The organism is Pseudarthrobacter sp. 10T415, assembly GCF_056394175.1.
On record NZ_JBFTHJ010000004.1, the window covers coordinates 233233 to 253157 of the forward strand.

The following is a 19925-nucleotide window of genomic DNA, read 5'->3' on the forward strand; positions in this document are numbered from 1 at the left end:
AGGAGGATGGGATGCCGCTCGACGAGGATGCGGTGGAGTCCCTCTACCGTGAACACGGCACGGCGCTGCGGCGGTTCGTGCTCAGTGCATCGCGGGACCCGCAGCTGGCCGAGGACGTGGTGCAGGAAACCGTGTTGCGCGTCTGGCAGCAGGCACCTGACATCAACGGCAGCATCCGCAGCTACCTCTACCGGACGGCCAGGAACATCATGATCGACAACTACCGGCGCGCCCAGCGCCGCCCCGCCGAAACGCTGGAGGGCGAGCCAACCCGCCAGGCCGGGGTTATGGAGCGCGTGGACGGCCTGCTGAACCGGGTGCTGATCGAGGAGGCCCTCCTGCGCCTCAGCAAGGAACACCGGGACGTCCTGGTGGCGCTGCACTACCGCCGCTTCACGGTCAACGAGGCCGCCGCCCAGCTCAATATCCCCAGCGGCACCGTGAAGTCCCGCGCCTACTACGCCGTGCGGGCCCTGCGGACTATCCTCGACGAGATGGGGGTGGAACCATGACCTCGGACCCCCACCACCTGCTGGGTGCCTACCTGTTGGGCGGGCTCGACGCCGGAGACACGGCAGTGTTCGAATCGCACCTGGCGCAGTGCCGCGAATGCCGGGACGAACTGGCCGGGTTGGAGACACTCCCCGCGCTGCTCGACGCCCTTCCCGTGCCGGACGCCCTGGCCCTCACGTCGGTTCCCGGCGCCACGGAATCCGGTGTCGCGGAGCCCGGTGCCAGTGAGCCTAGTTTCAAGGAGCCCGGTGTCATGGAGCCAGTGCCTGCGGCCGGGCTGGCGGACGCCTTGCCGGCAGCCTTTCCCCGCCCGGCCGCGGACCAGGTTCCCGCTTCGCAGCCGCTGCTGCACGAACTTGCGCGCCGTCGCCGGACATTGCGACGGCGGTGGGTAGCGCTCGCCGGCGCGGCCGCCGCTGCCTGCCTTGCGGTTGGCCTCGCCGTGGGACCGCTGCTGGTGCGGGCGCCGCAGCCTGATGCCACCTACTCGGTGCAGTCCGGTGGAGGGCTGCAGTTCCGCATCGACCTGGCCCGGAAGACCTGGGGAACCGAACTGGCGGTGAACGGCAGCAGCCTGCCGTCCGACGGGACGCTCTCGCTGTGGGTCAGGGACCGCGACGGCGGCGAGGACCGCGCCTGCGCCTGGACGGCCACGCCCAGCGGCCGGGTCAAGGTCACCGGCGCCACGCCGATCCAGCTGGGCAGGATCTCCAGTGTGGAATTGCGGGACGGGACGCAGCAGGCGGTCGCCGTCATCACCGTTCCCTAGGCGGTCCGGTCGTGGAGTTCCCGGAACTCCGCCTGGAGGCCGGCGTCCTCGCACGCCCGTGCGAACGCCTCGATCCGCTTTTCGATCTCCCGGCCCAGCAGCCAGGTGCCGATCCTTTCCATCAGCGGCCGCAGCAGCGCCGGGCGGCAGGAAAAGGTGTACTTCCACACGGCCCGGGTGCCGCCGTCGTCCGCGGTGAAGCGCCAGCCCCCGCCGAAGTTTTCGAAGAACCAGGGCCCGGCCACCATGGTCATCCCCACGTTGCGGGGCGGCGAATAGGAGACGTATTCGCTGACCATCACCAGGCCAAGGCGGGACCGCGTCCGGGTCCTGACCCCCTTGCCGGCCTGGGCCGCTCCGTCCAGGAAGCCCTGCGCGGAGATGAACGGGTCCCATTTCAAGCGGAAGGAACCCGTGGTCTGGGAGAAAGCGAAGGCCGTCTCTGGATCGGTGCGGATATGGCGTTCAGCGCGTACCTGGGGCATGGTCCAACCCTAGCGACACGCGCAGCAACCCCCGGCCGCGCCGGCCCGGATCTTCGAGGCGGCCATGCCCGGCCACCTCAAGTACGTCCTGCCGGACTACTTGATCATCCGGGCGATCTTGGCCCGCACGATCATGTACACGCCGTAGCAAATCAGCCCTGCCCCCACCGCAGCCAGGAGGTAGACCCCCAGGGGCTGGTCCCGCAGGCCGCGCAGGCCGCCGTCCAGGCCTGTGGATTGTTCAGGATGGGATTGCCACGCGGCAATGGCGATCAGCAGCCCGGTCAGCAACAGCACCGTTCCCTTGGCCACGTAGCCTGCCACGCCCAGCACCGTGACGGCGGTCCTGGCGGTGGGATTGCTGGGCAGTACCAGGTGCTTTTCGAACGATTTCCGCAGCCCGCGGATGGCGTACACGACGCCGGTGACGGCGATGGCGGTCCCCAGCAGTACCAGCAGGGCGACGCCGCCCGGGGCCTTCATCAGCGAGAAAGTCAGGTCGCTGGCGGCTTTTCGGTTGTCGCCATCGGAACCGGTGCCCATGGCAAAGGACATCAGCGTCAGGGCCATGCCGGCGAACACCACGGCCTGCGCTGCGGCCTTGGCCTTGTTGGCGGCCTTCTGCTTGGTGGGAAGGTGGGTGTAGTCGAAGATCGCATCGCTGGCCTGCCAGATGGCCAGGGCAGCGCAGGCGGCGAAACTGGCCCACAGCAGGAACGGTCCGGCCGGCTGGGTGGCCAGCTCGGCCACGGCACCGCTGAAGTCCGCGCTGCCGGTTCCGCCGGTGGCCAGGCGGATGGCAATGGCACCCACCAGGAGGTGCAGTATGCCGCTGGCCGCGAATCCCGCCCTGGCCAGCACTTCCAGTGCCCGTGAGTTGGTGACGGTTTCAGCGGCATCGGCGGCCTGCTTGAGTTCTCTTTTGATGGCAGTTCCTTTTGTGCATGCGCCGGGCGGCGGCGCTGTGGTTCACCGGTAGGCGTGCCCCACATAAGGTAATCGTGCCACGGGTCCGGGTGATGGGGAGGGATCCCCATCGCCCCGGTCCGGCGGTTGTGCAACCATAAGCTTCAGCGATTCACACTCACCGCGAACCACCCGGGGGAACACCATGACTTTTTACGGCGCTGACGTCAGCCAGCTGCGGGCGCTGGCCAAGGCAGTGGACCAGGCCGCCTCCCTGCTGAGCAGCCGCGCAGGTTCGCTGCAGGGCCAGATCCAGTCCGCACCGTGGAAAGGGGCCGACGGCGCCCGTTTCCGCCAGGACTGGAGCTCCAGCCACCGGCCCAACCTGGAGAAGGTGGTCTCCAGCCTCCGGGCCAACTCCAAGATCCTGATGAAGCACGCGGACGAGCAGGAGAAATCCTCCAACTCTTCCGGCGGAGGCGGCGGGGGCGGCACCTGGGACAAGATCAAGTCCCTGGCCGGGCAGGCGCGGGACTGGCTGCAGGAGCAGGCAGCGGCCGCAGCGGCAGCGGCCGAGCACCGCAAGGAACTTGAGTCAGGCCTGGACAAGATGCTCAACGCCAGCCCCGAGGAGCAGGCCAAGTGGTGGGCAAGCCTCTCCGAGGCGGACCGGAAGTACCTGATCGAGGGCGAAGGCGAAAACGGCCCCTTCGCCAAAGACCTCATGCGCATGGACGGCGGCATTCCCGAGTCCGCGCAGCAGCTGGCCAAGGAACACCTGCAGGAACTGGCCAAAGCGGACATTCCGGTCTACACGGAGACCGGCAAAGCCTCCATCGAAGCCCGCGTCGCCTGGGTGCACGGCGGTGCCGAAGTGGGCACCGAGGTGGTGGAGAACGCTGACGGTTCCGCCACCATGAAGGTCTACGGAAACATGGGCCTGGGCGTCAACGACACCTCGGGCACGGCCGGCGTCACCCTGAGCGGCGAAGTCTCCCGCGAGTACAAGTTCGGCAGCGTGGAGGAAGCCATGGCTGCGCGGGCCCAGATGTACCGGGACCTGCCGCCGGACAGCATCGGCGACATCAAGGACGTCGCCGGCAACCCGCCCGGCTACGTCCTGGACACCATCAACGATGCCGCCGGGGACAACGGCTCAACCGGCCAGACGGACAAGGCCAAGGGCACGCTGTCCCTCGAGGCAGAGGGCGAGAGCGGGGCAGCCTCCGGTTCAGCCAAGCTGGACCTCTCCTACGAACGGAACCTCACGGACGGCACGGCCACCGCCAGCGGCGAAGTGTCAGCCCAGGGCAAGCTCAACCTGGACGGTCGGACGTTCGAAGCCTCCGGCAAGGGTGGCCTGCAGGTCAACATGGACAAAGGCAATAACATCGATTCCGTGACGGTCTCGATGGAAGGCACCGTGGCGCAGGGCGTTACCGAGGGAACCGACGTGAAGGCGGCCAAGGTGGAATCCTCCGTGTCCGCGGGAACCCAGGGCACCGTGAAGATCAACGTGGACTACACCCCGGAGAACCGGGCAGTGGTGGACAGCTACCTGCGCAACGTCGCCCTGGGCAACGACTACGGTGCAGCGCGTGACGCCGCCAAGCTGTACGAGGCCGGCTCGGCCACCGTCCAGGTCAACAGCGTGGTAACCGCCTCCAACGAGGCCGGCTTCGACGTGAAGCTGGGCGAGGTGGAGGTCAAGACCGAGAGTTCGGCCACCACCAACGTGTCCACGTACTATAAGGTCCCCAACGACACCAAGCTCGAGAGGCTCTGAACCCATGTCAGTGCACATCGAATCCCCGCTGGGGTTTACCGCAGACTTCCCCGAGTACACCCAGGTCCTGGATGATTCCAGCGCCGGTCCCAACACGGAGCAATACGGCCTGCTGGGCGGAGTCCTGGTCACCGTCATCAAGGACGACAACTCGGTGCAGGACGCGCCGCAGGCCACGGGCTGGGCGCACCTGATGGCAGGGTTCTACCTGGAGGAGCGCGGCGGAACACTGCTGGCTGAAGGCGAGCTCGGCCTGCCGGGCAAGTCCGCGTACGCCGTGGTGGCTGGCTACAGCGACGCACAGGGATCACCCAAAGTAGCAGCGACCGTAGGCGTGCTGGAAAACGGCCGGTTCATCGGCGTCGTGGTGATCTGGCCCTACGCCAGCCCCGAAGCGGAGCCGCGCCTGGACCTGCTCAAGGACGTCGTCTCCGCCATCAACGTCAGCTGAATCGTTCGGCCGGCGCGGTTGCAGCGCCCGGCTGTCAGGCCTGGCGCCTGCGGTAGCAAAGATCGAAGATCAGCCGGCCCGCTTCATGGGCTTTCGCCTCGAAGCTGGTCCTGATCCTGCCCTCGAACCGGGGAGCCCAGCCGCCGGTCTCGTCAACGCCCTCGTTGGGACCGGTGTGGCCGGTGCTGACCGGGGCGCGGCCCTCGCGGACGGGGGCGCCGCCCACCACGGATTCGACGCCGGACTGCCACACCTGCGTCAGCGGGCTCTCCGGTCCGCGGCGCTCGCCGGTGTGCAGGTTCTCGAAGTCGGCGGACCCTGCCATCACGTCGCGGACGTGGATGGCGTAGTTGGACCAGTCGGTGGCAATCCGGAACAGTCCGCCGGGCTTCAGCGCACGGGAGGCAAGTCCGGCGAACTCGGGCTGGATGAGCCGGCGCTTGTGGTGCCGTGACTTGTGCCAGGGGTCCGGGAAGAAGACCCAGAGTTCATCGACGGAGCCCTCGGGCAGCATGGTGGCCAGCACCTCGGGGGCGTTGGCCTCCACCACGCGGACGTTGGTGAGGCCCCGGCCGTTGATCTTGATGATGGTGTTGGCCAGGCCGGGCGTGTAGACCTCAACAGCCAGGAAATCCGTGCCCGGGTTCTGTTCGGCGGCGTGGCAGATGGCATCGCCCAGGCCCGAGCCGATTTCCACCACCAGCGGCGCCTTGCGGCCAAACTCCGCCTCGGCGTCGAACGTGTAGTCCGGGTGGACCGACGTATTGGCGACGTGCCGGGGGACGTCCACGGCCCACCGTTCTGCGTGCTCCTCCCAGGCGGTCTGTCGCCGGCCCTGGAGGCGGGTGCCGCGGCGCACGAAGCTGACCGGCCGGCCACCGTAGGTGCCGAAGGACGCCTGCGTTCCGGGCGTCACCGGCCTGGGAACATGCGGCTGCTGGGGGTTTTCGGGGGAATCGCTCATCCCTTCCAGAATACCGGCAGGCAACGCCGGCCGCCCGCCCGGCCTTGCTTGGCCGGCCCCGCCGCCCGCCCGCTCCACCGCCGCAGCCGTCCGCCCGTCCCACCGCTGCAGCCGTCCGCCCGCTGCCCGCCCGCGGTCCGGCCGCAGGCGGACGGATGGACTCGCGAACCCGCACGGACCCTGCGGGATCAGTAGAACAGCATGGGCACATACCTCAGCGAGAGGACCAGGGCAATCACGAAGAGGGCGCCGGACACCCAGAGTGATGCCACCGCCAGCCCCCAACCGCCCGATCGGCCTGTGGACTTCCTGATGACCGATACAGCCAACGGGACGGCCACCAGCCAGCAGGCCAGCGGCAGGCTCAGGAAGACCAGCGGCGCCACCCAGGGCGCATGCGACGGACCTTCATCCGGATAGGTCATCAGCACGGCGATAAACGCCAAGGGGCTGGAAATGTAGAGCGTGGCCGGTGCCACGATGGATAGCACCAGGCTGGCGATGGCCTTCGCGGAAACCCGCTGTCCGGGGACGGGCGGAATGGACTCTTGGAGGGGCTGCGCGCTCATGTTCTCCCTGCTGGGCCGGAGCGGCCGGTAGTTGGGCAGCGGACGGGTAAAGGACTTCGTTTGGCAGTGGTCCGCGTCTCCAAACTAGGAAAGCGCAGGCCGCCCCAAAAGCCACCGGCGCCCGTATGTGGATAACCTCCGGGTGCGGACTGGCAGCGGCAAGTTGCCGGAGCCCCGGCGGGCACCCGCCAGCGCCGGTGCTGCAAGAATGGGCGGGTGACGGAAGCAACGAGTGCTGGGGCAAGGAAGCAGCGGCAACAGGAACCGGATGACCTGAGCCCCAGGATGCGCCCAGGCGGCAGCAGCCTGGTGGATGCCGAGATCGACGAAACGCCCGCCCCCGCACCAACCCGGGTGGGCAGCCGCAGGCAACTGGCCTACCTGGGACTGTGCCTGGTGCTGATCGGGCTGAACCTCCGCACCGTGTTCTCCAGCTTCTCGGCGGTGCTCCCCGAGATCACGGCGCAGGCGTCCCTCCCCGGCTGGGCCGTCGTGGTGCTGACGACGGTACCGGTCACCCTGCTGGGCGTGTTCGCGCCGCTGGCGCCGGTGCTGGCGCGGAGGTTCGGCGCCGAACGCGTGCTGCTCGGTGCCATGGCCGTGCTGACCGCGGGGCTGCTGCTCCGCCCGGCCGACCCTGGACTTCCCGGAGGGCACCTGCCCGGCCTCCTCGCCGGAACTGCGGCGTGCGGTGCGGCCATCGCGCTGTGCAATGTCCTGCTCCCCGGCCTGGTCAAACGCGACTTCCCGCACCGGCTGGGCCTGATGGGCGGGCTGTACACCACGGCTATCTGTGCCTCGGCCGCGCTTGGGGCGGGCTTCACCTACCCGGTCTACTCGGCTGCGGGGGATTGGACCGTGGCGCTGTGGTTCTGGGCGCTGCCGGCCGCCGTCGTGCTTCTCCTGTTCCTTCCTGTGGCCCTGCGCCAGCACCCGGACCGGCACCAGGCCGTCAGGGACGGCGTGAACGTGTGGCGTTCAGCGGTGGCCTGGCAGGTCACCATCTTCATGGTGCTGCAGGCCATGATGTCCTTCAGCGTCTTCGCCTGGCTGGCCCCCATCCTGCGGGAACGCGGCGTGGACGGCGCCACTGCCGGGCTGATCGTCTCGGTGAGCATCGTGCTGCAGATGCTGGGTTCGCTGTTCGCCCCCGCCCTGGCGGCACGGCTCCGGGACCAGCGGGCCATCAATACCGTTGTTGCCCTGATGACCGGAGGCGGCTTCGCGCTGAGCATCTTCGGGCCGCTGGACCTGGTCTGGGTGTGGGCGGGCCTGCTGGGGCTGGGGCAGGGCAGCCTCACCGCGGTGGCCCTCACCATGATCATGCTCCGCACCCGCAACGGGCACACGGCCGCGCACCTGTCCGGCATGATGCAGGGCGTCGGGTACGGCCTGGGCTCCACCGGGACCCTGATGGTGGGGCAGCTGCACCAGGGAACAGGATCGTTTGCCGCCGCCGGCTTCCTGTTCCTCGTGGTGGGGCTGCTCGCCGCAGTCTTTGGCTACCGCGCCGGCCGCAACAGGTACGTGGGGTAGGTGGCAGTGCACGACTCCACCCTCCCCGCAACAGAGCCCACGCCCGGCATCCTGCAGCGGCCCTACCTGTGGGTCACCGTGGGGACCTGCGCGCTGGTCTTCCTTGCTGCCTTCGAATCGCTGGCGGTAACCACCATCATGCCGCTGGTCAGCCGCGAACTGGACGGCGCAAGCCTTTACGCCCTAGCCTTCGCCGGCCCCCTGGCCGCGGGGGTGATCGGCAACGTGGCCGCCGGCAACTGGTCCGACCGCCGCGGCCCCACCGTTCCCCTCTACGCCTCCGTGGCCCTGTTCGTGGTTGGCCTCCTGATCGCGGGCACCGCCGTGTCCATGCCGATGCTGGTAGTCGGCAGGCTGGTCCAGGGCCTCGGCGGCGGCGCCCTGACCGTGGCGCTCTACGTCCTGGTGGCGCGGATTTTTCCGGGCGCGCTCCACCCCAAGATCTTCGCGGCGTTCTCCGCCGCCTGGGTGATCCCGTCACTCGTGGGACCGTTTGCCGCCGGCATCGTGGCGCAGGTCTTCAGCTGGCACTGGGTCTTCCTGGGCGTCGTGGGCCTCGTCATTCCGGCCCTGCTCATGATTGCCCCGGTGCTGAAGGGGATGGACCGGCCGGGAGCGGCGGCACCCGCAACGCCGTGGGCCATCGGCCGGCTGGGCTGGGCGGCGCTCGCCGCCGTCGCGGTCCTGGGGCTGAACCTGTCCGCCGAGGTCCGCATCCAGGGCTTTCCAGCCGCCACTGCGGTCCTGGCCGTCGCCGCCGTCGCGCTTGCCCTCGCCGCCGTCCGGCCACTGGTGCCCCGCGGCACCCTCCTCGCCAAGCGCGGGCTCCCGAGCGTCATCCTGGCCCGCGGACTCGCGTCAGCCTCGTTCTTCGGCGCCGAGGTCTACCTGCCGTACCTGCTGATCGAACAGTATGGCTTCTCGCCCACCTTCGCCGGCCTCACCCTCACCGGCGGCGCGCTGGCCTGGGCGGCGGCCGCCGCCGTGCAGGGCCGGCTGGGTGACCGCCTGTCCCACCCCGGCGCGGTCCGCACCGGGGCGTTCATGGTCCTCGGCGCGGTGATCCTCGCGCTGGCCACCACCGCGCTGCACTGGCCCGCCGCCGTTGCGATCGTGGGCTGGATCTTCGCCGGTGGCGGCATGGGCCTGCTCTATCCGCGGCTCAGCGTGATGACCCTGGCACTGTCCACAAAGGACAACGAAGGCTTCAACTCCTCGGCCATGTCCATCTCCGACTCCCTCGGCGGGGCGCTGGCCCTGGCCACCACGGGCATCGTCTTCACGGCGTTCACGACGACGGCGGCATCCTTCGCCGGCGTCTTCACCTTCGCTGCGCTGGTGGGCGTCGCCGCGGCGGTGGTGGCGCCGCGGGTCACCTCCCGCGCGGGGTGAGCCCTCCGGTCAGGGGAGCCGGGTGGCCCGCAGCACGACGTCCGCGATGGTGGCCTGCTGGCCCTCCGGCCCCGTAACCGGGCGCTCCCGGCTGGTCAGCACTTCCACCTGCCAGCCCGGGCCCTCCAGGGACAGTTCCCGGATTAGGTCCTCACCCTTGTAGAACATGTCCCCGTGGTGGTGCCCGCCGCCCCACGGCGGCAGCCGGTCCGGGTGGTGCCCAACCACCAGGAGCGTCCCGCCGGGTTTCACGGCCGCTGCTGCGGTCCGCAGCGGAAGCCGCCAGTCGAGTTCCTCGGAGTGCAGGAACTGCGAGGTCACCAAGTCGAAGGCGCCCTCAGGCTGCCACTGTTCCAGGTCGGCCTGCTGCCAGGTGATACGGCTGGCCGGCGCACCCTCCGCAGCCTGCACGCTCTCGCGCGCGAACACGGCTTTTTCGTGGGACCGCGCCCGTTCCAGGGCAACCGCTGAGACGTCGACGGCGGTGACCGTCCAGCCGTGATGGGCCAGCCAGATGGCGTCGGCACCTTCGCCGCAGCCCAGTTCCAGCGCGTGTCCCGGTTTCAGGCCCCCGGCTTCACGGACCAGTTGCGGGTTCGGGTCTCCGCTCCAGAGCCGCGTCTTGGTGCGGTAGCGCTCGTCCCAGGCCGCGGCCGGATCGATGGCAGCCCTGGCGCCTTCGGCTCCGTTATGTTCCGCGCTGGTGCCGTCAGCACTGTGGTGGTCCGCACTGGTGCTGTCCGCGTTGGTGCCGTGGCCGCCGATGGAGGCGCCGTCGTCGTGCGTTTCGTGGTGGTGCGCCGCGTGTTCGCTCATGCCTCAACCCTGCCCTGTGGCACCCCGCACGGCAACGGCTGAACTGGCCGCGGAGGCCGCCACTTATACGCCGATGGGGCAGGGATGCTACGATAGTGGAACTTGATGTGCAGTGATGCCCTGGTAACCCTTCATTTAGGGACAGGGCTTTTTTCATGTGAGAGGCACATCCTGCGTCGATGAACGCGTTCCATTTGGTCCCGGCTGGCTGCCCCTTTATGCAGCAGCACGGTTGATCACCTGACTTTTCTTCGGCGAACCCCTGGTCCAACCGGTGCCGGGGGCCGATATCCGCCTGGATACCGCCTGAAAGACCGTATATATACATGACTACTTTCGCTGCCCTTGGAACTCCCAAGGCACTTGCAGACACCCTTACCGCGCAGGGAATTGTTGAGCCGTTCCCCATTCAGGTCAAGACCCTTCCGGACACGCTGTCAGGACGCGACGTCCTGGGCCGCGGCCGGACCGGCTCCGGTAAAACCATCGCTTTCGCTATCCCGCTTGTAGCAAGACTCGCTGAGCGGGAAGCCAAGCACTTCCGCAAGCCCGGCCGCCCCATGGGCCTGGTGCTGGCACCCACGCGTGAACTGGCCACCCAGATCAACGCCACCATCGAGCCGCTGGCCAAGGCCGCCGGCCTGAACACCACCGTGATCTACGGCGGCATCTCCCAGGCCCGCCAAGAGAAGGCGCTGCGCGCCGGCGTCGACATCGTCATCGCCTGCCCCGGCCGCCTGGAGGACCTGATCCGCCAGCGCATCCTCACCCTCGAAGCCGTGGAAATCACCGTCCTCGACGAGGCAGACCACATGGCGGACCTCGGCTTCCTGCCCGTGGTCAAGAAGCTGATGGACATGACCCCCAGCCAGGGCCAGCGCCTGCTCTTCTCCGCCACCCTGGACAACGGCGTGGACAAGATCGTCCAGCGTTACCTGTCCAACCCGCTGACCCACTCCGTGGATGATCCGCAGGCCGCGGTGACCACCATGGAACACCACGTGCTGGTCGTCAACGACCAGACCGTCAAGAAGCAGCTGATCGTGGAGCTCGCCTCCGGCGCCGGCCGCCGCGTCCTCTTCATGCGGACCAAGCACCACGCCCGCAAGCTGGCCAAGACCCTCACCGACGCCGGGATTCCCGCCGTCGACCTGCACGGCAACCTCTCGCAGAACGCCCGTGACCGCAACCTGGCCGAGTTCTCCAACGGTGACGTCCGCGTCCTGGTGGCCACCGACGTCGCCGCCCGCGGTGTGCACGTGGACGACGTCGAACTGGTTATCCACGTGGACCCGCCCACCGAGCACAAGGCGTACCTGCACCGCTCGGGCCGTACCGCCCGCGCCGGTTCCGACGGCACCGTGGTCACGCTGACCCTGCCGGAGCAGCAGTCCGACGTGAAGAAGCTGATGAAGGCCGCCGGTGTTGAGGTCAGCTTCGAGCGCGTCACCGCGAACTCCCCGCTGGTCGCCGACCTGGTGGGCGAAATGGCTGACAAGATCGATCCGCGGACCCGCGCTGCGCTGCTGGCCAAGAAGGCTGCGCAGCAGGGCGGCGGCACCTCCACCGGTGCCAACGCCGAGCGCAAGCGCGCCCGCCGCCAGGCGTCCCCGTCGGCCGGTGGCCGCGGCGGCCGTGGCGGCAGGGGCAAGGTCTCCGCCGAGCCCACCCGTACCGACGTTCCCCGCGCCCAGCGCCGCGCTGCTGCCTTCGAAGGCCGCACCGAGGCCCGCGCCGCGGTCGACGCCGTGCGGGAGCAGAACGAGGACCGCTCCGTGGCGGCAGCAGCTGCCCGGCGCAATGCCCGCGGCCGTGGCACCGCCAGCACCCACCGCAACGACGTCCCCGCAGCAGGCGGCCGTGCAGCTGCCGGCCGCGGTTCGGACGGACGCTCTTCGGAGGGCCGCACCGATTCACGCATTACCCGCAGCGAGGCACCCCGTGGCGGCTCCGGCCGTCCCGCTTCGGGCGGCGGGCAGCGCAGCGGACGTCCGGCTACCGGCCAGCGTGCAGCAGCCGGTGCGTCCGGTGGCCGTGGCCAGCGTTCCGCCGGAGCAGCCAGCGGCGGTTCCAAGGCAGTCTGGTCCTCCAACACCGGCGGCACCTCGGGCGGTTCCTACAGCGCTGGCTCGGGTAACGGTTCCGGCCGTCCGGCACGCAGCGGTCCCCGCCGCGCTTCCGCGCCTGCGTCGAACGAGCGCCGCGGACGCTAATCCCCGCTAGATAGTTCATCGAGTGCTCCGTAACTGTCCTTTTGAAGCTTCATAAGGGCAGTTACGGAGCACTCGTTTTTAAGGGCTACCAGCCGCGGGCGCGCCATTCCTCCTGGTGCGGCCGTTCGGCGCCCAGGGTGGTGGGCTTGCCGTGGCCGGGATGGACGACGGCGGTGTCCGGGTAGGCGTTGAACAGCCGCTCCGAGACGTCGTCCAGGAGTTGGGCGAACCGTTCCGGGTCCTTCTGGGTGTTGCCCACGCCGCCTGGGAACAGGGAGTCGCCGGAGAAGATGTGCGCCGGCCCTTCAGGGTCCTCGTACACAAACGCGATTGAGCCCGGTGTGTGGCCGCGCAGGTGCACCGCCGTCACGTTGAAGCCGTCGAAGGTGCCCACGTCGCCGTGGCTGAGCCGGACGTCCACCGGAACGGGCAGCGCCTCGGCGTCGTCCGTTCCCGCGGCGGTGCGTACCCCGGTAGCCTCCACGAGTTCCTTCAGCGCCCGTACGTGGTCCCAGTGCTGGTGCGTGGTGGCGATGAGGGCCAAGTGCGGCTCGGCCTTGGTGTCCGCGGCGCCGTCCGCGATGAGCTGCCGGATGGCCGGGAGGTCGTCGGCGGCGTCAATCAACAGTTGGGCGCCGCTCTCCTTCGCCGTCAGCAGGTACACGTTGTTGTCCATCTCGCTGACGGAGATACTGCGGATGGTCAGTGCCGGCAGGTCGTACAGAAGTGAGTCCATAGGCTTCAGTCTAGGGACGCCGGGCGCCCGGGCTCCGGAACCCGGGCCGCCATACCGGCGCTACAGGCCCAGCGGCAGGGTTTCCGAGTAGACCTGCTTGGACGGGGGTGCTGCCAGGATCTCGCCCAGGGTGCTCTTGCCCTCCGGAGTGGTGCGCCAGGCCGCGTAGTCGTCATGGTCCTGCGTTGTGGCCCAGGTTTCCACCACCAGGATGTGGCAGGGATCGGCGTCGTCCACCAGCGCCTCGATGCCCTGGTTGCCGGGCCAGGCGCGGGTGGCGGCGAGGGTTTCGGCCAGATACTTCGCGGCCTCATCCCGGCGTGCAGGATCGATCCGAACCTCAAAATGGACAATGGCGGGCATGGTGCTCCTTGGCTTGTGGGAGTAGGGCCGGTCCAGCCAACCCTACTGCTGCAACCAGCACCGGGACTGCTTTCTTCCCCTGCAAACCCGGGCGCATCCGCGCGATTTAGGCCGTTGGCCGCATCACGGGCCGCCGTGACCGGATTCATAAAAGTCTGCCCTTCCGTGGACCGGTTGATAGCGTCGAAAGCCAAGCCAGACTCAATACGACGCCCGGCCTGATCTTCATTCGGTGTGCCCTGAGCGGCACCGTACGCCCGGCGTCTGGACCGCAGCCTCAAAACTGGAACGGGATCTGATGAGCCAGAATGCAGTACCGCCCGTGGACACCACGGGTCCTGAGAAAGAAGAACTAAAGCCACCCGCGAACGGCGGAGACACCAACAACAGCGCCGGCCCGGCGGCCAAAACCCGGGTCAACAAGACAGTCTTCCTGGGCTCCGCCACCGGTGTGGTGGCGATTGCCCTGTGGGCCATCCTGGCCAAGGACAACGCGGAGGCGGTCATCGGGGCCATGGTGGGCTGGGTGTCCACCAACATGGGCTGGTACTACTTCATGATCGTCACCGCCGTGGTCATCTTCGTCCTGGTGGCCGCCCTGTCACGGGTGGGAAAGACGAAGCTCGGGCCGGACCACTCCAAACCACAGTTCGGCATGTTCACCTGGGCGGCCATGCTGTTTGCCGCCGGCATCGGCATCGACCTGATGTTTTTCTCCGTCTCCGAACCGGTCAGCCAGTACCTGGCCCCGCCGCAGGGCGAGGGCGGAACCCCGGAGGCCGCCCGCCAGGCCCTGGTATGGACGCTGTTCCACTACGGCATCACGGGCTGGGCGCTGTACGCCCTCATGGGGCTCGCGCTGGGCTACTTCTCCTACCGGCACAACCTGCCGCTGAGCATCCGCTCCGCCCTTTACCCCATCTTCGGCAAGAAGATCGAAGGGCCGGTGGGGCACGCGGTGGACATCGCGGCCCTCCTTGGCACCATCTTCGGGATCGCCACGTCACTGGGCATCGGCGTCGTCCAGCTCAACTACGGGCTGAACTTCATGTTCGGCATTCCCGAGAACCTGGCCGTACAGATCGGCCTGATCGTCCTGTCCGTGGTGATGGCCACCGTGTCAGTGGTTTCCGGCGTCGAGAAGGGAATCCGGCGGCTCTCCGAACTCAACGTGATCCTGGCCGTCGCCCTGATGCTCTTCGTCCTGGTCACCGGCAAGACCAGCTTCCTGCTGGATGGGATCGCCCAGAACATCGGCGACGTCATGAGCCGGTTCCCGGCCATGACCCTGGACACCTTCGCCTATGACCGGCCCACGGACTGGATGAACGCCTGGACTCTGTTCTTCTGGGCCTGGTGGATCGCCTGGGCCCCGTTCGTCGGGCTGTTCCTGGCCCGCATTTCCCGTGGCCGCACCATCCGCCAGTTCGTCCTGGGCACCATGACCGTTCCCTTCATCTTCATCGTGCTGTGGATCTCCATCTTCGGAAACTCCAGCCTTGACCTGATCATGAACGGCAACGCGGCGTTCGGCGAGGCGGCCATGAGCCACCCGGAACGCGGCTTCTACAGCCTGCTGGAACAGTACCCCGCCGTACCCGTCACCGCCGCCGTGGCCACGTTCACCGGGTTGCTCTTCTACGTGACCTCGGCCGATTCCGGCGCCCTGGTGATGTCCAACTTCACCTCGCACCTCAAGGACGCCGATTCCGACGGCCCCGAGTGGATGCGCGTCTTCTGGGCAGTAGCCACCGGCCTGCTGACCCTGGCCATGCTGACGGTAGGTGGCGTTCCCACGCTGCAGAACGCCACTATCATCATGGGCCTGCCGCTCTCACTGCTGCTGGTGCTGATCATGCTGGGGCTCTACAAGGCACTGCGGGTGGAGAACTCACTCAACGACAGCTACCGCGCCAGCCTGCCCGGCATCATCACGGGCAGGTCCCTGGACCAGCGCGGCGGACGGACCTGGCGGCAGCGGCTCACCCGCGCCATGAGCTACCCGGGCCGCAAACAGACAACCCGGTTTGCCGAAACCGTGGCACTTCCGGCGCTGAAGGACGTCGAGGCGGAGCTCAAATCCCAGGGCGCCGAGACGTCGCTGACGGTAGCCACGGTGGAGCCCTGCGGCATCCAGAGCATCGACCTGCAGCTGGCCATGGGGGAGGAGCGGGCGTTCAAGTACCAGATCTACCCGGTCCAGTACGAGACGCCCAGCTACGCCACCCGCCGCGCCGATCCGGAGGACCGCTACTACCGGATGGAAGTGTTCTCGCAGGAAGGCAGCCACGGCTACGACCTCATGGGATACACCCGGGAACAGGTCATCACCGATGTCCTGGACCACTACGAGCAGCACCTTGAATTCCTGCACCTGAACCGTGCAGCGCCCGGAAACACCGTCCTGGTCGAGGACCAGGTGGCTAAAGACAATTGGGAATCCGATTTCGACATGCAGGAGGAAACGAAATGAGCGCCTCAACGCTATTCATCGGCGGCACTTGGACCGGAGCGTCCGACGGCGGCACGCGGGACATTCACTGCCCGGCGGACGGCGAATTGGTTGGCACAGTCGCCGAGGGGACGGCTGACGACGCCGGCCGCGCGGTGCTGGCTGCACGTGCTGCCTTCAACGCCGGCGAATGGTCCGGGAAGTCTCCGCTGGAGCGCGGCTCGTTCCTGCTCAAGGTGGCCGACCGGCTGCGCGACCGCAAGAATGACTTTGCCCGCGCCGAAACGCTGGACACGGGCAAGCGCCTGGTGGAAAGCGAGATCGACATTGACGACATCGCCAACTGCTTCGAATACTTCGGCAAGCTGGCCGGGCAGGAATCCGGCCGCCTGGTGGATGCCGGCAGCCCCATGGTGGTCAGCCGCATCGAGTACGAGCCCGTGGGTGTCTGCTCCCTGATCGCGCCGTGGAACTACCCGCTGCTGCAGGCGGCCTGGAAGATCGCCCCGGCGCTGGCGGCCGGCTGCAGCTTCGTCCTCAAACCCAGCGAACTGACTCCGCACACGTCCATCCTGATGATGGACGTCCTCCAGGAGCTGGGACTGCCCGACGGTGTCGCGAACCTGGTCCTGGGCGACGGCAAGACCGTGGGCTCCGTCCTGTCCAGCCACCCCGACGTGGACCTGGTCTCTTTCACCGGCGGCCTGGAGACCGGCAAGGTGATTGCTGCTTCGGCGGCCGCCTCGGTCAAGAAGGTTGCCTTGGAACTGGGCGGCAAGAACCCCAACGTCGTCTTCGCCGACGCTGATTTCGACGCCGCCCTGGACAACGCCCTCAACGCGGCGTTCGTCCACTCCGGCCAGGTCTGCTCCGCAGGTGCCCGCCTGATCGTGGAGGAATCCATTGCGGAGAAGTTCGTCGATGAGCTGGTGCGCCGTGCAGGCCAGATCCGGCTGGGCGGCCCGTTCGACCCCGACGCCGAGACCGGCCCGCTGATTTCCGCAGCCCACCGCGACAAGGTCACCGCCTACGTGGACAAGGGCGTTGCTGAGGGTGCCCGCCTGCGCTGCGGCGGCTCCTGGGGAACCGGGGACCTGGAAAAGGGCTTCTACTACCTGCCCACCGTCCTGGACCAGGTCACCAGCGGAATGTCGGTCCTGGTGGACGAGGCGTTCGGGCCCGTGGTGACGGTGGAAACCTTCACCAGCGAGGCCGAGGCCGTGAAGCTCGGCAACGACACCCACTACGGCCTGGCCGGGGCTGTCTGGTCACAGGACGCCGGCAAATCCCAGCGGGTGGCCCGTGCCCTCCGCCACGGCACCATCTGGATCAACGATTTCCACCCCTACCTGCCACAGGCGGAATGGGGCGGCTTCGGGCAGTCCGGCGTCGGCCGTGAACTGGGCCCCACCGGCCTGGCCGAGTACCAGGAAGCCAAGCACGTCTACCAGAACATCGATCCGCAGGTCACCGGCTGGTTCGCGGACCACTCCGCCGCACCTGCAGGGAGGAACTGATAATGAGCGCAGCAGCAAAGACGGACTTCGACTACATCGTGATCGGCGGCGGCTCGGCGGGCGCTGCAGTGGCTTCCCGCCTCAGCGAAGACCCATCGCTGGAAGTTGCCCTGGTGGAAGCCGGTCCGGACGACCGGGACCTCCCCGAGATCCTGCAACTGGACCGCTGGATGGAACTGCTGGAATCCGGCTACGACTGGGACTACCCCATCGAAGAGCAGGAAAACGGCAACTCCTTCATGCGCCACGCCCGGGCCAAGGTGATGGGCGGCTGCTCCAGCCACAACTCCTGCATCGCCTTCTGGGCGCCGCGCGAGGACATTGACGAGTGGGAGCAGAAGTTCGGCGCCACCGGCTGGACCTCGGACCTGGCTTACCGGCTGTACAAGCAGCTGGAAACCAATGAGGACGCCGGCCCGGACGCACCGCACCACGGCGACTCCGGACCGGTGCACCTGATGAACGTCCCGGCGTCGGACCCCACGGGCCGGGCCATGCTGGAAGCCTGCGAACAGGCAGGAATCCCCAAGGCGCACTTCAACACCGGCGACACGGTGATCAACGGTGCCGGCTTCTTCCAGATCAACCGCCGCGCCGACGGCACCCGGTCCTCCAGCTCGGTGTCCTACATCCACCCCATCATGGACCGGAAGAACTTCACCCTCCTGACCGGCCTGCGCGCCAAGGAGCTCACGTTCGACGACGCCAACCGCTGCACCGGCGTGGCCGTGGTGGACAACGCCTTCGCCAAGACCCACCAGCTCACCGCCCGGGCCGAGGTAGTGGTGTCCACCGGTGCCATCGATTCGCCCAAACTGCTGATGCTCTCCGGCATCGGCCCGGCGGCCCAGCTGGAGGAGTTCGGCATCCCCGTCCGGGTGGACTCACCCGGCGTGGGCGAGCACCTGCAGGACCACCCTGAGGGCGTCATCCAGTGGGAAGCGAAGCAGCCCATGACCCAGACGTCCACCCAGTGGTGGGAAGCCGGCATCTTCACCACCACCGAGGACGGCCTGGACCGCCCGGACCTGATGTTCCACTACGGGTCCGTACCGTTCGACATGCACACCCTGCGCCAGGGCTTCCCCACCACGGAGAACGGCTTCTGCCTCACGCCCAACGTCACGCACGCCCGCAGCCGCGGGACCGTGAAGCTGCGCAGCAAGGACTTCCGGGACAAGCCCAAGGTGGATCCGCGCTACTTCACCGATCCCGAGGGCCATGACATGCGCGTGATGGTGGCCGGCATCCGGAAAGCCCGTGAGATCGCGGCCCAGCCTGCGCTTTCCGAGTGGGTGGGAACCGAGCTGTACCCGGGTTCCGGCATCCAGAGCGATGAAGAGATCACCGAGTACATCCGTAAGACCCACAACACCGTCTACCACCCCGCGGGCACGGTCCGGATGGGGGCAACCGGGGACCGGATGTCGCCCCTGGATCCCGAACTCCGGGTCAAGGGCGTCACCGGCCTGCGGGTGGCCGACGCGTCAGTCATGCCGGAGCTGACCACCGTGAACCCGAACATCACCACCATGATGATCGGCGAACGGTGTGCCGAGCTGGTCCGGGCCGCCCGCACAGCCTGATCTGCCGCTGAAATTCCCCACCTTCGCCGTGAGGATGGAATGGACGACGGCGTGTCCCCGGGACACGCCGTCGTCCCGCCTCAAAGATGGGGAACCCCAGCGGTGCTGCCGTCAGTCTGTCCGATGTGGAAAAAGGGGATGGTCAGAGCCAGGGAATGATGCGGTCGGCAGCGTGGCGGGTGGACCTGATCAGGACCGCGTTGGCCTCGTCCGGCCCGTTGGCCCACGCCTCCGCGGCGTCCGGCGCCATCCCGAATGAGGCGTGCCGGGCCACCAGCCGGCTGATCCGCAGCCCGTGGGGTGTCTCCAGGAACCACACCTCGTCCAGCTGCGCCCGGATCTCTTTCCACGGCTCCTGGTCGGCCAGCAGGTAGTTGCCCTCGGTGATGACCAGCGGAACGTCGGCCGGCACCGCGATCGACGCCGCCACAGGCTCGTCCAGGGTGCGCCGGAATTCCGGCGCGTAAACGACCGCCTCGTCCCGTGCCGCCAGGCGCCGGAGCAGCGACAGGTATCCGCCGGCGTCGAACGTGTCCATGGCGCCCTTGCGCTCCCGCAGCGGGGTTCCGTCGATGATGGCGTTCCCCAGGTGGAAGCCGTCCATGGGCACCACCACCGCCGTTCCGGGGCCGAACTGTTGCTGGAGCCAGGCGGCCAAGGTGGATTTTCCGGAGCCGGGCGCCCCGGCGATGCCCAGGATGGTTCGCGTTCCCGGGGCTATCCGGCGCCGGAGCGCGTCCACGGCCTGGGCGATCTCGGGGGAGTCCATGGCAAAAGCCTAAAGGCCAGGGCCGCGCCGCTGAACCTCCCCACCTTTGCGGCCACCAGGACGGCGGACGACGGCGAGCCGCCGGGACACGCCGTCGTCCCG

18 protein-coding genes are annotated in these 19925 nt (G+C 68.1%); 10 read left to right on the top strand and 8 right to left on the bottom strand.

The window, feature by feature from the left end:
* Nucleotides 1-11 precede the first annotated feature (11 nt).
* Nucleotides 12-512 carry a sigma-70 family RNA polymerase sigma factor gene (locus AC1DBN_RS08485; protein ID WP_091723480.1) on the top strand — a complete coding sequence of 167 codons (501 nt, stop codon included), beginning with the start codon at nt 12-14 and terminating at the stop codon, nt 510-512.
* Nucleotides 509-1282, top strand: a complete 774-nt coding sequence (locus AC1DBN_RS08490) for a zf-HC2 domain-containing protein (RefSeq protein ID WP_091723478.1) — start codon at nt 509-511, stop codon at nt 1280-1282. The genes AC1DBN_RS08485 and AC1DBN_RS08490 overlap by 4 nt, the downstream gene beginning before the upstream one ends.
* On the opposite strand, the gene AC1DBN_RS08495 is transcribed toward AC1DBN_RS08490, so the two are convergent.
* Nucleotides 1279-1767, bottom strand: a complete 489-nt coding sequence (locus AC1DBN_RS08495) for an SRPBCC family protein (protein ID WP_314214798.1) — start codon at nt 1765-1767, stop codon at nt 1279-1281. The genes AC1DBN_RS08490 and AC1DBN_RS08495 overlap by 4 nt on opposite strands.
* Before the next feature lie 96 nt (nt 1768-1863).
* Nucleotides 1864-2694 carry a DUF1206 domain-containing protein gene (locus AC1DBN_RS08500; protein ID WP_091723474.1) on the bottom strand — a complete coding sequence of 277 codons (831 nt, stop codon included), beginning with the start codon at nt 2692-2694 and terminating at the stop codon, nt 1864-1866.
* Between the two features lie 184 nt (nt 2695-2878).
* Between AC1DBN_RS08500 and AC1DBN_RS08505 the strand changes: the two genes are divergently transcribed.
* Together AC1DBN_RS08505 and AC1DBN_RS08510 are read left to right on the top strand one after the other, a co-directional pair.
* A complete protein-coding gene (locus AC1DBN_RS08505) occupies nt 2879-4459 on the top strand; it encodes a fimbrial protein (protein WP_091723473.1) in 1581 nt (526 codons plus the stop codon).
* A gap of 4 nt (nt 4460-4463) precedes the next feature.
* A complete protein-coding gene (locus AC1DBN_RS08510) occupies nt 4464-4910 on the top strand; it encodes a hypothetical protein (protein ID WP_091723471.1) in 447 nt (148 codons plus the stop codon).
* Nucleotides 4911-4944: 34 nt separating this feature from the next.
* On the opposite strand, the gene trmB is transcribed toward AC1DBN_RS08510, so the two are convergent.
* Nucleotides 4945-5874, bottom strand: coding sequence for a tRNA (guanosine(46)-N7)-methyltransferase TrmB (gene trmB, locus AC1DBN_RS08515; RefSeq protein ID WP_091723469.1), 930 nt, complete (start codon nt 5872-5874; stop codon nt 4945-4947).
* 188 nt (nt 5875-6062) lie between these two features.
* The gene (locus tag AC1DBN_RS08520) at nt 6063-6443 is read right to left on the bottom strand and encodes a hypothetical protein (protein WP_091723467.1); all 381 of its coding nucleotides are present in this window, start codon (nt 6441-6443) and stop codon (nt 6063-6065) included.
* A gap of 216 nt (nt 6444-6659) precedes the next feature.
* On the opposite strand from AC1DBN_RS08520, the gene AC1DBN_RS08525 reads away from it, so the two are divergent.
* Nucleotides 6660-7979, top strand: a complete 1320-nt coding sequence (locus AC1DBN_RS08525; RefSeq protein ID WP_172830012.1) for an MFS transporter — start codon at nt 6660-6662, stop codon at nt 7977-7979.
* A gap of 6 nt (nt 7980-7985) precedes the next feature.
* On the top strand, nt 7986-9371 hold the full coding sequence (locus AC1DBN_RS08530; protein WP_091724208.1) for an MFS transporter: 1386 nt from the start codon (nt 7986-7988) through the stop codon (nt 9369-9371).
* 9 nt (nt 9372-9380) lie between these two features.
* Here AC1DBN_RS08530 and AC1DBN_RS08535 read toward each other — a convergent pair whose 3' ends face one another.
* On the bottom strand, nt 9381-10187 hold the full coding sequence (locus AC1DBN_RS08535; RefSeq protein ID WP_477722998.1) for an SAM-dependent methyltransferase: 807 nt from the start codon (nt 10185-10187) through the stop codon (nt 9381-9383).
* Between the two features lie 326 nt (nt 10188-10513).
* Here AC1DBN_RS08535 and AC1DBN_RS08540 point away from each other — a divergent pair, with 326 nt between their 5' ends.
* Nucleotides 10514-12400 (top strand): DEAD/DEAH box helicase, encoded by a 1887-nt coding sequence (locus AC1DBN_RS08540; RefSeq protein WP_091723462.1) that lies wholly within the window; start codon nt 10514-10516, stop codon nt 12398-12400.
* 85 nt (nt 12401-12485) lie between these two features.
* Here AC1DBN_RS08540 and AC1DBN_RS08545 read toward each other — a convergent pair whose 3' ends face one another.
* Together AC1DBN_RS08545 and AC1DBN_RS08550 are read right to left on the bottom strand one after the other, a co-directional pair.
* Nucleotides 12486-13136 (bottom strand): MBL fold metallo-hydrolase, encoded by a 651-nt coding sequence (locus AC1DBN_RS08545; RefSeq protein WP_314214792.1) that lies wholly within the window; start codon nt 13134-13136, stop codon nt 12486-12488.
* A 60-nt stretch (nt 13137-13196) separates the two neighbouring features.
* Nucleotides 13197-13499: a putative quinol monooxygenase gene (locus AC1DBN_RS08550; protein ID WP_091723460.1), complete on the bottom strand. Its 303-nt coding sequence runs from the start codon at nt 13497-13499 to the stop codon at nt 13197-13199.
* A gap of 298 nt (nt 13500-13797) precedes the next feature.
* On the opposite strand from AC1DBN_RS08550, the gene betT reads away from it, so the two are divergent.
* Genes betT through AC1DBN_RS08565 form a run of 3 tightly spaced genes read left to right on the top strand, consistent with a single transcriptional unit; the run spans nt 13798 to nt 19054 of the window.
* Nucleotides 13798-15972, top strand: a complete 2175-nt coding sequence (gene betT, locus AC1DBN_RS08555) for a choline BCCT transporter BetT (protein WP_477722999.1) — start codon at nt 13798-13800, stop codon at nt 15970-15972.
* The gene (locus AC1DBN_RS08560) at nt 15969-17468 is read left to right on the top strand and encodes an aldehyde dehydrogenase family protein (RefSeq protein WP_477723000.1); all 1500 of its coding nucleotides are present in this window, start codon (nt 15969-15971) and stop codon (nt 17466-17468) included. The genes betT and AC1DBN_RS08560 overlap by 4 nt, the downstream gene beginning before the upstream one ends.
* A gap of 2 nt (nt 17469-17470) precedes the next feature.
* Entirely contained in the window at nt 17471-19054 is a 1584-nt protein-coding gene (locus tag AC1DBN_RS08565; protein ID WP_477723001.1) for a GMC family oxidoreductase, read from the top strand.
* A gap of 142 nt (nt 19055-19196) precedes the next feature.
* Here the strand turns inward: AC1DBN_RS08565 and AC1DBN_RS08570 are convergent, their stop codons facing one another.
* Complete coding sequence (locus tag AC1DBN_RS08570) at nt 19197-19823, bottom strand: nucleoside/nucleotide kinase family protein (RefSeq protein ID WP_056081018.1); 627 nt, start codon at nt 19821-19823, stop codon at nt 19197-19199.
* Between the last annotated feature and the right edge of the window lie 102 nt (nt 19824-19925).